The sequence below is a fragment of the Bacteroides sp. 2_2_4 genome (assembly GCF_000157055.1).
Lineage (GTDB): Bacteria > Bacteroidota > Bacteroidia > Bacteroidales > Bacteroidaceae > Bacteroides > Bacteroides ovatus.
Genome location: NZ_EQ973363.1, coordinates 131,827 through 145,203, shown reverse-complemented (window position 1 = coordinate 145,203; position 13,377 = coordinate 131,827). Strand labels below are relative to the sequence as shown.

11 protein-coding genes are annotated in these 13,377 nt (G+C 43.1%); 9 read left to right on the top strand and 2 right to left on the bottom strand.

Features of this window, described 5'->3' with window-relative positions:
- Positions 1-47 precede the first annotated feature (47 nt).
- The 3 genes from BSCG_RS08930 to BSCG_RS08940 all read left to right on the top strand — a co-directional run bounded on the left by BSCG_RS08930 (position 48) and on the right by BSCG_RS08940 (position 4,209).
- Complete coding sequence (locus tag BSCG_RS08930) at positions 48-1,388, top strand: glutamate synthase subunit beta (RefSeq protein WP_004303693.1); 1,341 nt, start codon at positions 48-50, stop codon at positions 1,386-1,388.
- Positions 1,389-1,602: 214 nt separating this feature from the next.
- A complete protein-coding gene (asnB, locus tag BSCG_RS08935) occupies positions 1,603-3,270 on the top strand; it encodes an asparagine synthase B (RefSeq protein ID WP_004309309.1) in 1,668 nt (555 codons plus the stop codon).
- 171 nt (positions 3,271-3,441) lie between these two features.
- Complete coding sequence (locus BSCG_RS08940) at positions 3,442-4,209, top strand: glycerophosphodiester phosphodiesterase family protein (RefSeq protein ID WP_004300081.1); 768 nt, start codon at positions 3,442-3,444, stop codon at positions 4,207-4,209.
- A 246-nt stretch (positions 4,210-4,455) separates the two neighbouring features.
- Here BSCG_RS08940 and BSCG_RS08945 read toward each other — a convergent pair whose 3' ends face one another.
- The gene (locus tag BSCG_RS08945) at positions 4,456-4,752 is read right to left on the bottom strand and encodes a thioredoxin family protein (protein ID WP_004300083.1); all 297 of its coding nucleotides are present in this window, start codon (positions 4,750-4,752) and stop codon (positions 4,456-4,458) included.
- A 414-nt stretch (positions 4,753-5,166) separates the two neighbouring features.
- Between BSCG_RS08945 and dapF the strand changes: the two genes are divergently transcribed.
- The 6 genes from dapF to BSCG_RS08975 all read left to right on the top strand — a co-directional run bounded on the left by dapF (position 5,167) and on the right by BSCG_RS08975 (position 12,557).
- The gene (gene dapF / locus BSCG_RS08950; protein ID WP_004311832.1) at positions 5,167-5,976 is read left to right on the top strand and encodes a diaminopimelate epimerase; all 810 of its coding nucleotides are present in this window, start codon (positions 5,167-5,169) and stop codon (positions 5,974-5,976) included.
- A 59-nt stretch (positions 5,977-6,035) separates the two neighbouring features.
- The gene (locus tag BSCG_RS08955; protein WP_004311833.1) at positions 6,036-7,268 is read left to right on the top strand and encodes an LL-diaminopimelate aminotransferase; all 1,233 of its coding nucleotides are present in this window, start codon (positions 6,036-6,038) and stop codon (positions 7,266-7,268) included.
- A 132-nt stretch (positions 7,269-7,400) separates the two neighbouring features.
- Complete coding sequence (locus BSCG_RS08960) at positions 7,401-8,162, top strand: hypothetical protein (protein ID WP_004303700.1); 762 nt, start codon at positions 7,401-7,403, stop codon at positions 8,160-8,162.
- A gap of 144 nt (positions 8,163-8,306) precedes the next feature.
- Positions 8,307-8,663, top strand: a complete 357-nt coding sequence (locus BSCG_RS08965) for a P-II family nitrogen regulator (protein WP_004303701.1) — start codon at positions 8,307-8,309, stop codon at positions 8,661-8,663.
- Positions 8,664-8,770: 107 nt separating this feature from the next.
- The gene (locus BSCG_RS08970) at positions 8,771-10,210 is read left to right on the top strand and encodes an ammonium transporter (protein WP_004311834.1); all 1,440 of its coding nucleotides are present in this window, start codon (positions 8,771-8,773) and stop codon (positions 10,208-10,210) included.
- A gap of 157 nt (positions 10,211-10,367) precedes the next feature.
- Positions 10,368-12,557 carry a glutamine synthetase III gene (locus BSCG_RS08975; RefSeq protein WP_004303703.1) on the top strand — a complete coding sequence of 730 codons (2,190 nt, stop codon included), beginning with the start codon at positions 10,368-10,370 and terminating at the stop codon, positions 12,555-12,557.
- A gap of 162 nt (positions 12,558-12,719) precedes the next feature.
- On the opposite strand, the gene BSCG_RS08980 is transcribed toward BSCG_RS08975, so the two are convergent.
- Entirely contained in the window at positions 12,720-13,298 is a 579-nt protein-coding gene (locus BSCG_RS08980) for an HdeD family acid-resistance protein (protein ID WP_004303713.1), read from the bottom strand.
- Positions 13,299-13,377 lie beyond the last annotated feature (79 nt).

The window sequence follows — 13,377 nt, the reverse complement described above, 5'->3', positions numbered from 1 at the left end:
TAGTCTAGAAATAGTAAATAGTAAATCGTCAAATAGTAAATAACAAGATGGGAGATCCTAAAGCATTTCTAAATATACCTCGACAAGAGGCGGGATACCGCCCTGTAAACGAGCGAATCGCTGACTATAGTCAGGTAGAACAGACTTTGAATACAAACAGCCGTAAATTGCAGGCGTCACGCTGTATGGATTGCGGTGTACCTTTCTGTCATTGGGCATGCCCGATAGGAAATAAACAACCGGAATGGCAGGATGCATTATACAGGGGAAAATGGAAGGAGGCATACGAAGTATTGTCGTCTACTTGCGATTTTCCTGAATTTACAGGACGTATTTGTCCTGCTCTTTGCGAGAAATCGTGTGTGTTGAAACTTTCCTGCGATCAGCCGGTGACTATTCGCGAGAATGAAGCAGCTATCGTAGAAGCGGCTTTTCGTGAAGGATATATACAAGTAAAGACGCCGGAAAGAAACGGAAAGAAAGTGGCGGTGATTGGTGCAGGTCCTGCTGGATTGGTGGTGGCTAATCAGCTGAATTTAAAAGGATATAGCGTTACTTTATTCGATAAGGATGAAGCGCCCGGAGGATTATTACGATTCGGTATTCCTAATTTCAAACTGGATAAAAATGTAATTGACCGACGGATGAAGATATTGGCTGCAGAAGGAATACAGTTTGAGATGGGAGTAGAAATAGACGTCAATCATTTACCGGAAGGATTCGACGCTTACTGCATCTGTACCGGAACCCCCACTGCACGTGACTTGAGTATTCCGGGACGTGAACTGAAAGGGATTCATTTCGCACTCGAAATGCTGGCACAACAGAATAGGATTCTGGCAGGACAGACTTTCCCGAAAGACAAGTTGGTAAATGCCAAAGGCAAAAAGGTTCTCGTGATAGGTGGCGGAGACACTGGTTCCGACTGCATCGGAACCAGTGTGAGACAGGGAGCCGTCAGTGTCACTCAAATCGAAATCATGCCAAAACCTCCTGTCGGCTACAATCCGGCTACTCCTTGGCCACAATGGCCGGCAGTCTTCAAAACGACTTCCAGCCATGAAGAAGGTTGTACACGCCGCTGGTGCCTGGCTTCCAATCAGTTCCTCGGAAAGAATGGAAAAGTGACAGGTGTAGAAGTGGAAGAAGTGGAATGGATTCCGGCAGCAGATGGCGGACGTCCCACGATGAAACCAACAGGGAAGAAAGAAGTCATCGAAGCTGATATGGTATTATTGGCGATGGGATTCCTGAAACCGGAACAACCCAAATTTGCAAAGAATGTATTTCTTGCCGGTGATGCCGAGACTGGTGCCAGCTTAGTAGTACGCGCCATGGCAGGAGGACGAAAGGCTGCTGCGGAAATAGATGCTTATCTAATACAATAAGGTTTGCAACAGTGTACAACAAGAAGCTCGATTGCTATTATCGGTTCGTTCCATATCTGTAGAACTAAAGAATAACAGATATGGAACTAAAGGAAAACAGTTGTGGAACTAAACGATAACAATTATGGAACGAATTAAGAATAACTAGTCAGCTTCTTAGAAATAGCGAATAAACAATCAACAGATTACATTACCCCCTCTAAAAATTAAAGTTATGTGTGGAATAGCAGGTATACTCAACATCAAAGTTCAAACGAAAGAGCTAAGAGATAAAGCACTGAAAATGGCCCAGAAGATCCGTCATCGCGGACCGGACTGGAGTGGAATCTATGTAGGCGGAAGTGCCATCCTGGCACACGAACGTCTTTCCATTGTCGACCCGCAAAGTGGCGGACAGCCGTTATACTCTCCCGATCGTAAACAAGTGCTCGCCGTCAACGGTGAGATTTACAATCACCGTGATATTCGCGCTAAATATGCGGGAAAATATAACTTTCAGACCGGAAGTGACTGTGAGGTAATTCTTGCCCTTTACAAAGATAAAGGCATCCATTTTCTGGAAGATATTAGCGGTATCTTTGCTTTCGTTCTTTATGATGAGGAAAAGGATGAATTTCTAATTGCCCGTGATCCGATAGGGGTTATTCCTTTATATATAGGAAAAGATAAAGAGGGAAAAATCTACTTCGGCAGCGAGTTGAAAGCCCTTGAAGGATTTTGCGACGAATATGAAATATTTCTCCCCGGACATTACTTCTATAGTAAAGAGGGAAAAATGAAACGTTGGTATTCGCGCGACTGGACAGAATATGAAACCGTAAAAGAGAATGATGCACAAACCGTTGATGTGAAAATAGCATTAGAAGAGGCTGTACACCGCCAGTTAATGAGTGACGTACCGTACGGAGTGCTTCTTTCGGGAGGGTTGGATAGTTCTGTCATCTCCGCCATTGCCAAAAAATATGCGGCAAAGCGTATAGAAACAGACGGAGCGAGTGATGCGTGGTGGCCTCAACTCCACTCCTTCGCCATCGGACTAAAAGGTGCTCCCGATTTGATTAAAGCACGTGAAGTGGCTGAATATATCGGTACTGTCCATCACGAAATAAACTATACTGTTCAGGAAGGTTTGGATGCCCTGCGTGATGTCATTTATTTCATCGAGACATACGATGTAACCACGGTACGCGCTTCCACTCCCATGTACCTACTGGCACGTGTCATCAAATCGATGGGTATCAAAATGGTGTTGAGCGGTGAAGGCGCCGATGAAGTTTTCGGTGGTTATCTGTATTTCCACAAGGCTCCCACTCCACAGGCATTCCACGAAGAAACAGTACGTAAACTTTCAAAGTTGCACATGTACGATTGCCTCCGCGCCAATAAAAGTTTGTCAGCATGGGGAGTAGAAGGACGTGTTCCTTTCCTTGATAAAGAATTCCTCGACGTAGCCATGAACCTGAATCCGAAAGCTAAAATGTGCCCCGGAAAGGAAATTGAGAAACGGATTGTTCGCGAAGCCTTTGCCGAGATGTTACCGGAAAGTGTGGCGTGGAGACAAAAAGAGCAGTTCAGTGACGGTGTAGGATATTCATGGATTGACACATTGAGGGAAATCACAGCTGCTGCTGTGAGCGATCAGCAAATGGAACATGCTGCCGAACGCTTCCCTATCAACACGCCACAAAATAAAGAAGAATACTATTATCGCAGTATCTTTGAAGAGCATTTCCCCAGTGAAAGTGCAGCACGCACCGTACCCAGTGTTCCCAGTGTGGCCTGCTCCACAGCAGAAGCGCTGGCGTGGGATATTGCTTTCAGGAATCTGAATGAGCCTAGCGGACGTGCGGTGAGAGGAATACACGAAGAGGCCTATACTTAACTGATAAGAATAACAGAATCTGCTCTTTCTGTTATTCTTTTGTAACATTTCTATTTTAAAATCTCAAGGATTAACGCAGATTAGCATATTATTGTCTGATTTGCGTTTTCTTTTTTATAATTTTGAGGCCAAACCAAATTAAATCTATCAAACTTTTAAAAGACCAAACAAATGAATTTAAAAAAAATGATGATGGCTTCTGCCCTTCTAATGGTTGCTTGCTGTATGCAGGCACAGACAAAAGTGATAGCCCACCGTGGATTCTGGAAAACTCCGGGATCATCACAAAACAGTATTTCATCACTTCTAAAAGCAGATTCCATCGGTTGTTACGGTTCAGAATTTGACGTATGGATCGCTAAGGATAACAAGTTGGTGGTCAACCATGATCCTGTATACAAGATGAGACCGATGGAGTATTCCAAAGGTGACGCACTGACCGGACTTAAATTATCCAACGGAGAAAACTTACCCAGCCTGGAACAATATCTGGAAGCCGGGAAAAACTGTAATACCCGACTGATTCTCGAACTGAAAGCACATAGTAACAAGAAACGTGAAACCAAAGCCGTACAGGGAATCCTTGCCATGGTGAAGAAAATGGGACTGGAAAACCGCATGGAATATATCACGTTCTCCCTGCATGCCATGAAAGAGTTTATCCGCCTGGCTCCTGCCGGTACTCCGGTATTTTACCTTAACGGGGAACTGTCTCCCAAAGAATTAAAGGAACTCGGTGCTGCCGGTCTTGATTATCACATGGGAGTGATTAAGAAACACCCCGAATGGATCAAAGAAGCTCATGAACTCGGCTTGAAAGTAAATGTGTGGACTGTGGACGAAGTGGAAGATATGAAATCGCTGATCGAACAGAAAGTAGATTTCATTACCACCAACGAACCAGTCATCTTACAAGAAGAACTGAAAAAACATCAATAAGATAAAATCATTACAAAGTAAACTATTTAATATCCGTCTTTAAAGAAACAGCTCGTTCCTTTAAAAGAGACAGGATGTTTCTCGGTGTCGAACGGGTGGTTCCTTTAAAAGGAACCACCCGTTTCTTTTAAAGGAAAAATGAGCTTTCATAACAAACTAAATACCAGCATATTAAGAACACCCATTTTTTTCATTTGAAAAGGAAAAGGTCTTTTCTATATATGCTAATAAAAGATTACAAACGATTTACTGGAAATCATCTAATACCTCTTTCAGCTCTCCTACCGTAAGCTCTCCTACCTGTCTCCATAATTCATGTCCCTTATGCAATAAAAGAAAGGCGGGCACTGTTTCTACATTATGCGCATCGGCTATTGTTCTATTTTCTTCAGCATTCACTCTTATCAATTCTACAGTTCTCTTTTCGTAAGTCCGAAGCACAGGACCTATCCACTCATAATGAGGTGACCAGTCGGCATAAAATACTACCAACACCAAATGGTTGGTCTTAACTGCTGTTTCTAATTGTTTCTCTATATTCATATCTCTACGTTTTTATATTAATGATAGTGCTAAAACAATGAATACAGAAAAAGGTTCTTCAGCATATCCGGTGAGCAATATGATAGATAAATAGGGGTTTTCACTTTCATATCGTCAAAAGGAAAAGGATATATTTCTTGTTTTTATAGCTGATTTCACCGATTATCAAGGCTAAATATTTTTCATATATTATGGAAGAATATGCAAAACAATTCATCCAAATAACAGTTTATTAATATATAAACAGGTATAATTTCAAATTATAACTAAATGTGGCCGTATATAAAGCGATTATAAGTTTGAAGAAAATAAATAGATATTAGATATACTTTTTAGTAAAATATAAAGCAAAAAGTCATATCTTTGCATCGTAATAAAACAAAAGGTTACAACAATCAACAAATATAAATCAAAATGACAACAAAGATTAAGTTCACAAAAATGCATGGAGCGGGAAATGACTACATATATGTAGACACAAGCCAATATCCGATAGCCGACCCTGCAAAGAAGGCAATCGAATGGAGCAAGTTTCATACAGGAATCGGAAGTGATGGACTTATATTGATTGGTGTCTCTGATAAAGCGGATTTCAGCATGCGCATTTTCAATGCGGACGGTTCGGAAGCTATGATGTGTGGTAACGGAAGCCGTTGTGTAGGCAAATATGTATATGAATACGGCTTGACTGACAAAACAGAAATTACGCTGGATACACGATCAGGAATAAAAATCCTGAAACTGCATGTAGAGGGAAAAACAGTTAGTGCAGTCACCGTAGACATGGGTAGCCCGTTGGAAACAGAAGAGATTCAGTGGGGAGGAAAGTATCCTTTCCGGTCAACCAAAGTATCAATGGGTAATCCGCATCTCGTCACATTTGTTGAAGACATCACCCGGATTAATTTACCGGAAATCGGTCCTGAACTGGAGAATCATCCTCTTTTTCCCGACAGAACCAATGTGGAGTTTGCACAGATTGTCAGCAAAGACACCATACGGATGAGGGTGTGGGAAAGAGGATCGGGAATCACTCAAGCTTGCGGGACAGGTGCTTGCGCCACAGCAGTAGCCGCCTTCATCAACGGACTTACAGGAAGAAAAAGCGATGTAATCATGGATGGAGGGACAGTCACCATTGAATGGAATGAAATCTCCGGGCATATATTAATGACCGGACCGGCAACCAAAGTTTTCGATGGGGAGATTGAGGATAAGTATTAAAAAAGTATTAAGTATCAGGTTTGAGTATTAGATTTTGCAGAACTTAAAACAATAACAAGATGGCATTAGTAAACGAACATTTTTTGAAGTTACCGGGAAGCTATTTATTCTCGGACATAGCGAAAAAGGTAAATACCTTCAAGATAACACATCCTAAACAGGATATTATCCGGTTGGGTATCGGTGATGTCACCCAACCGCTTCCGAAAGCGTGTATCGAAGCCATGCACAAAGCGGTAGAAGAGCTGGCCAGCAAGGATACATTCCGCGGATATGGTCCTGAACAGGGATATGATTTTCTGATTGAAGCAATTATAAAAAATGACTTTATTCCACGTGGGATTCATTTCTCGGCATCCGAGATATTTGTCAGTGACGGTGCCAAAAGCGATACCGGAAATATAGGCGATATTCTTCGCCATGACAATAGCGTAGGTGTTACAGATCCCATCTATCCGGTTTATATAGACAGCAATGTCATGTGCGGACGCGCCGGAGTGTTGGAAGAAGAAACGGGTAAATGGAGTAATGTTACTTATATGCCTTGCACAAGTGAGAATAACTTTATTCCGGAAATTCCAGACAAACGGATAGACATTGTTTATCTCTGCTATCCGAACAACCCGACAGGAACAACCTTAACCAAACCGGAACTGAAGAAATGGGTGGACTATGCATTGGCAAACGATACATTGATTCTGTTCGATGCCGCTTATGAAGCATATATCCAGGACGAAAATGTCCCCCACTCTATCTATGAGATTAAGGGAGCTAAAAAGTGTGCGATCGAATTCCGTAGTTTTTCAAAAACGGCAGGATTTACCGGAGTACGCTGCGGATATACCGTAGTTCCGAAAGAGCTTACTGCCGCCACATTGGAAGGAAACCGCATCCCACTCAACAGATTGTGGAACCGCCGCCAATGCACCAAGTTCAACGGTACTTCTTACATTACCCAACGGGCAGCAGAAGCCGTTTACAGTGCAGAAGGCAAAGCACAGATTAAAGAAACAATCGGCTATTATATGACCAATGCCAAAATTATGAAAGAGGGATTGGAAGCCACAGGACTGAAAGTGTATGGAGGAGTCAACGCTCCCTACTTGTGGGTGAAAACTCCGAACGGGCTTTCGTCATGGCGATTCTTCGAACAGATGTTGTATGAAGCCAATGTGGTCGGTACCCCCGGTGTAGGCTTCGGACCAAGCGGTGAAGGATATATCCGCCTGACTGCCTTTGGCGAACGCAACGACTGTATCGAAGCGATGAGAAGAATAAAAAACTGGCTATAAGAATTTTGAATAACTTCTCCTAGTCTATTCATAACCAGTGATTTTTCAATTTACTTGATAGTATTTCGCGCGCTACTATATATACATGGACCGTACATCCACATTTTTCTAACTATTAAAGGTAAAAAGACGATGAAAACGACGATTAACAAAAAAATGAGGGTAATAACAGTAGCATTATTACTGTCAGGGCTTGTCCCGTCTACAATGATGGCACAAGATAAGGTAGAAGCTTCCGTTGGAGCAGATCTGGTAAGTGGTTACATCTGGCGCGGCCAGGATTTAGGCGGAGTGAGCGTTCAACCCTCACTGGAAATCTCTTACAAAGGTTTCTCACTCGGAGCATGGGGATCGGTAGGATTCGAATCGACGGACACAAAAGAGTTCGATTTAACTCTTGGTTATTCGATAGGCGGTTTTAGCGTTTCAGTGACGGATTATTGGTTTAATACCCAAGTAGAAACTGGCATAGACGATGATGGAGAAACGATCTTTGCAACTAACAAGTATTTTAAATACGGAGCTCATTCAACGGCTCATGTATTTGAAGCACAAGTCGGATATGACTTCGGACCACTGGCAGTCAACTGGTATACAAATTTTGCAGGTGCCGACGGCGTGAAAGAAAATGGCAAAAGGGCTTATTCTTCTTACCTCGCACTTAGCGCACCATTCAAATTGGGAGGTCTCGACTGGACAGTAGATTTAGGTATGGTTCCTTGGGAGACAACTTTCTACAATGGCTATACAAGTGGGTTCTGCGTATCAGACGTAAGTCTCGGAGCTTCCAAGGATATCAAAATCACAGATTCCTTCTCCGTTCCGGCATTTGCCAAGGTATCTGTCAATCCACGGACAGAAGGAGCCTACTTCGCATTCGGATTAAGTTTTTAAGAGAGAGAATATAGAATATCAAAGAGCGTATAGGGATCAGGTAGTTAGAGTTTAGATTTTATCGGTTTGTTGTATGGTAACCTACTATGGCTGCCACACCCTATACCTCTTTCTTTTACAGGTCAACACTAATATTTAAGGTATATGAAAAAGATTGAAGCTATTATCCGTAAAACCAAATTCGAGGACGTAAAAGACGCCCTACTCGAAGCGGACATCGAATGGTTCTCTTATTACGATGTAAGAGGTATTGGAAAAGCACGGCAAGGACGTATCTACCGTGGCGTAGTATATGACACCAGCACCATTGAACGAATTTTGATCTCTATTGTCGTACGCGACAAAAATACCGAGAAAACAGTGCAGGCTATCATCAAAGCTGCACAGACCGGAGAAATCGGTGACGGACGTATTTTCGTCATTCCTATCGAAGACGCTATCCGGATACGCACTGCCGAACGTGGTGACATAGCCCTCTACAATGCAGAACAAGAACGTTAATCGGCAGCGGCAAGGTGCCGCTCCCAGGTTTCCTTGCGGATTATAACGTTTATAAAGAGGTTTACAACATCACTAATAAATAATAGGTATAAAATAAGATAATTATTATGGATACAAAATATAAAAGCCATAGCTTCGTAAAGTTGTGGATAGCCACTACTATATTCATTTTGTGCTGTTTTACTACTGATATGTCGGCACAAAACGCAGCCGCTGCCGATACAGTTGCAGCAGTTACAGAAACAATTACCGAAGTCGTTGCAGCTCCTGCCGAAGAAGCATCAGCAGCTCCCGATACGGTTGGTGAATTAGCTCTTGGATTAAATACTGTATGGATGTTGCTTGCAGCAATGCTCGTATTCTTCATGCAGCCGGGATTTGCATTAGTAGAAGCAGGTTTTACCAGAGTGAAAAATACTGCCAACATTCTGATGAAGAACTTTGTAGACTTCATGTTCGGCTCTTTACTATACTGGTTTATCGGTTTCGGATTGATGTTCGGCGCAGGCGGATTCATCGGAATGCCTCACTTCTGCGACCTTTCTTTCATTAATAATGGTTTGCCAACCGAAGGATTCCTCATATTCCAAACCGTATTCTGTGCGACAGCAGCTACAATTGTATCAGGAGCCATGGCAGAACGAACAAAATTCTCCATGTATATAGTCTACACCATCTTTATCAGTGTACTGATTTATCCGATATCCGGTCACTGGACATGGGGCGGAGGCTGGCTGATGAACGGTGAAGAAGGTTCTTTCATGATGAGTCACTTCGGCACTACATTCCATGACTTTGCCGGTTCTACAGTCGTTCACTCTGTAGGTGGATGGATTGCTTTGGTAGGTGCTGCCATTCTTGGTCCCCGTATCGGTAAATATGGTAAAGACGGCAAATCAAAAGCTATCCCAGGCCATAGCCTGACTATTGCTGCACTGGGGGTATTCATTCTTTGGTTCGGATGGTTCGGATTCAACCCCGGTTCTCAATTGGCAGCAGCAACCGAAGCCGACGCAATCGCTATTTCCCACGTATTCCTGACAACGAACCTGGCTGCTTGTGCCGGTGGTTTCTTTGCTCTGTTGGTGAGCTGGATGAAATATGGAAAACCATCCCTGTCATTGACACTGAATGGTATCTTGGCAGGTCTGGTAGGTATCACAGCAGGATGTGACACAGTATCTCCCGCAGGAGCAGCCTTAATAGGTGCGATATGTGGTGTCGTAATGATATTCTCCGTTGACTTCATTGACAAATTTCTAAAAATAGACGATCCGGTAGGTGCATCTTCTGTACATGGTGTGTGTGGTTTTTTAGGAACAATTCTCACAGGTTTGTTCTCTACCAGTGAAGGTTTATTCTATGGATACGGTTTCGGATTCCTCGGTGCACAACTATTCGGAGCATTGGTAGTAAGTGCATGGGCAGCAGGCATGGGATTCATCATTTTCAAAACGCTTGATAAGATTCACGGACTTCGCGTTCCGGCACGTGTCGAAGAAGAAGGTCTTGACATTTACGAACACGGTGAATCTGCTTACAACTAAGTTACTTATAATTAAAAGTAAGTCTACTCATCAGTAAGTGAATTAGGCTATATAGATTAAAAAGATTTATCCCGGGCGGGCCTGACCGCCTTCCCGGGAACCACACAGAGAAAATTATTTGCTCTAACATATTTAACAACAAATCAAATTAGGTATTATGTCAAAACTTAGATTCAGAGTAGTAGAGACAGCTTTCAAGAAAAAGGCTGTTGAGGTAGCAACACCTGCCGAACGTCCTTCGGAATACTTCGGCAAGTATGTATTCAACAAGGAAAAGATGTTCAAATACCTTCCCAGTAAGGTATACAATGCACTGATTGATGCAATTGACAATGGTGCTCCGCTAGATCGCAGCATTGCCGACGAGGTAGCTGCCGGCATGAAAAAATGGGCTATCGAAATGGGTGTCACTCATTACACGCACTGGTTTGCACCGCTGACCGAGGGTACGGCAGAAAAGCACGATGCCTTCGTTGAACATGACGGCAAAGGTGGTATGATGGAAGAATTTACAGGTAAACTGCTCGTACAGCAGGAGCCGGATGCTTCTTCTTTCCCGAATGGCGGTATCCGTAATACATTCGAAGCTCGCGGATACAGCGCATGGGACCCCTCGTCACCTGCTTTCATCGTGGATGATACACTTTGCATCCCGACTGTATTTATCGCATATACCGGTGAAGCTCTTGACTATAAAGCTCCCTTACTGAAGGCATTGCGTGCTGTAGATAAAGCAGCCGTAGCCGTATGTCAGTATTTTAATCCGGAAGTGAAAAAAGTAGTTGCTTACTTAGGATGGGAACAGGAATACTTCCTGGTAGACGAAGGATTGTATGCCGCACGTCCGGACTTACTAATGACCGGTCGTACTTTGATGGGACATGACAGTGCCAAAAACCAACAGTTGGAGGATCACTACTTCGGTGCTATCCCCACCCGCGTAGCCGCTTTCATGAAGGACCTTGAAATTGAAGCGTTAAAATTAGGTATTCCTGTTAAGACTCGTCACAACGAGGTTGCCCCGAACCAGTTCGAGTTGGCTCCTATCTTTGAAGAGTGTAACCTTGCTAATGACCATAACTTACTGATTATGTCATTAATGCGTAAGGTAAGCCGCCGTCATGGTTTCCGTGTACTGCTTCATGAAAAGCCGTTCAAAGGTGTCAATGGTTCGGGTAAACACAACAACTGGTCTTTGGGCACTGATACAGGTATCTTATTGATGGGACCGGGCAAGACTCCGGAAGACAATCTGCGTTTTGTTACATTCGTTGTCAATACATTGATGGCAGTTTATCATCATAACGGACTACTGAAAGCTTCTATCTCCAGTGCTACCAACGCCCACCGTCTGGGAGCGAATGAGGCACCTCCTGCAATTATCTCCTCTTTCCTTGGAAAACAGTTGTCGCAGGTATTGGATCATATCGAAAACAGTACGAAAGATGATTTAATCAGCCTTAGCGGTAAACAGGGAATGAAGTTGGATATTCCGCAGATTCCTGAATTACTGATCGATAATACAGACCGTAACCGTACTTCTCCATTTGCTTTCACAGGCAACCGCTTTGAGTTCCGTGCCGTAGGTTCCGAAGCAAACTGTGCTTCTGCCATGATTGCATTGAACTCGGCCGTAGCAAATCAATTGGTGAAGTTTAAGAAGGACGTGGATGCGTTGATTGAAAAGGGAGAACCCAAAGTTTCCGCCATTCTTGAAATCATCCGCGGATATATCAAAGAATGTAAAGCCATTCATTTCGACGGTAACGGTTACAGTGACGAATGGAAGAAAGAAGCTGCCCGTCGTGGACTGGATTGCGAAACCAGTGTTCCTGTTATCTTCGACAATTACCTGAAACCGGAAACAATTGCCATGTTCGAAGCTACCGGTGTAATGACCAAGAAAGAACTGGAAGCCCGTAACGAGGTGAAATGGGAAACTTATACGAAGAAGATTCAGATTGAGGCACGTGTATTGGGTGACTTGGCAATGAATCATATCATTCCGGTTGCCACTCAATACCAGACGGACTTAATTAATAATGTCTATAAGATGCAATCTCTTTTCCCGGCAGAAAAGGCAGCGAAATTGTCAGCTAAGAACCTGGAGCTTATTGAAGAGATTGCCGACCGTACAGCTTTCATCAAGGAGCATGTAGATGCAATGATTGAGGCTCGTAAGGTTGCAAACAAGATAGAAAGCGAACGGGAAAAAGCCATTGCCTACCACGACACGATTGTCCCGGCACTGGAAGAAATCCGTTATCACATCGACAAGTTGGAACTGATTGTTGACAATCAGATGTGGACGCTTCCAAAATACAGGGAACTGTTATTTGTGAGATAGAAAAAAATACGGTGAACGATAAACAGTAAACGGTGAACAAACTGCATTATCATTGCAGAATATTCACCGTTAGCCGTTCACTGTTATTGAAATTATCTATTTCTTTTGTTGGTTGTTTTAAGTTTGCGGGGAGGGGTGCTGTGAAGCAGTCCTCTTCTTTTTTTATTCGATAATCTTTGCGTCTTCAATATCATCATCGTCATGCATAACCGGAGCCTTCGGACGGCGACGGGCAAACTTGAACCAGTTTATCAATTCGGAAAGAGAATAAACCAAACTGCTGATACCAATAATTATAAATGCAGTATTACGCGCTCCTGTCGGATTGAACAAAGCGATAATACCCGCAATAAGAATCAGCGAAGGAATCAGATAAAAAGCTCCCGGAACGGGCATCCACCGACGAGCCATCGACAAAGAAGCAATCTGTTGCACTCCTCCCATAATCAGGATAAATCCCAATAAAAACATCAGGACATCTGCAAAGAATTCAGGCATCACAATCAACCAAAGTCCGAATAATAAGCTACCGATTCCTTCTATCGGAAAACGGGGAGCTGCTTCACCTTCCGGTCTTTTCCGGCCGAAATAGCCAAAAAGGCTGATAACACCGGGAATCAAGAAGGCAACACCTACCGTAATGACAATATAACTGGCAGCCGCATTGGGCCAAATCACGAGTACCAATCCAATCACAAGTGCGAAGAGAATGCGAATAAGGGAATAATTCATTGTTTTCATAAATTCTATATTTTTTAACCGAGTCTGTTCCAATACTTTTGCGAATATAAGTGTTTCTACTGATATATAAAAATAACAA

Bases quoted from the DNA above. Each gene is read 5' to 3' on its own strand.
- BSCG_RS08930 (WP_004303693.1), top strand. From the start codon at position 48: ATGGGAGATCCTAAAGCATTTCTAAATATACCTCGACAAGAGGCGGGA.
- asnB (WP_004309309.1), top strand. From the start codon at position 1,603: ATGTGTGGAATAGCAGGTATACTCAACATCAAAGTTCAAACGAAAGAG.
- BSCG_RS08940 (WP_004300081.1), top strand. From the start codon at position 3,442: ATGAATTTAAAAAAAATGATGATGGCTTCTGCCCTTCTAATGGTTGCT.
- BSCG_RS08945 (WP_004300083.1), bottom strand. From the start codon at position 4,752: ATGAATATAGAGAAACAATTAGAAACAGCAGTTAAGACCAACCATTTG.
- dapF (WP_004311832.1), top strand. From the start codon at position 5,167: ATGACAACAAAGATTAAGTTCACAAAAATGCATGGAGCGGGAAATGAC.
- BSCG_RS08955 (WP_004311833.1), top strand. From the start codon at position 6,036: ATGGCATTAGTAAACGAACATTTTTTGAAGTTACCGGGAAGCTATTTA.
- BSCG_RS08960 (WP_004303700.1), top strand. From the start codon at position 7,401: ATGAAAACGACGATTAACAAAAAAATGAGGGTAATAACAGTAGCATTA.
- BSCG_RS08965 (WP_004303701.1), top strand. From the start codon at position 8,307: ATGAAAAAGATTGAAGCTATTATCCGTAAAACCAAATTCGAGGACGTA.
- BSCG_RS08970 (WP_004311834.1), top strand. From the start codon at position 8,771: ATGGATACAAAATATAAAAGCCATAGCTTCGTAAAGTTGTGGATAGCC.
- BSCG_RS08975 (WP_004303703.1), top strand. From the start codon at position 10,368: ATGTCAAAACTTAGATTCAGAGTAGTAGAGACAGCTTTCAAGAAAAAG.
- BSCG_RS08980 (WP_004303713.1), bottom strand. From the start codon at position 13,298: ATGAAAACAATGAATTATTCCCTTATTCGCATTCTCTTCGCACTTGTG.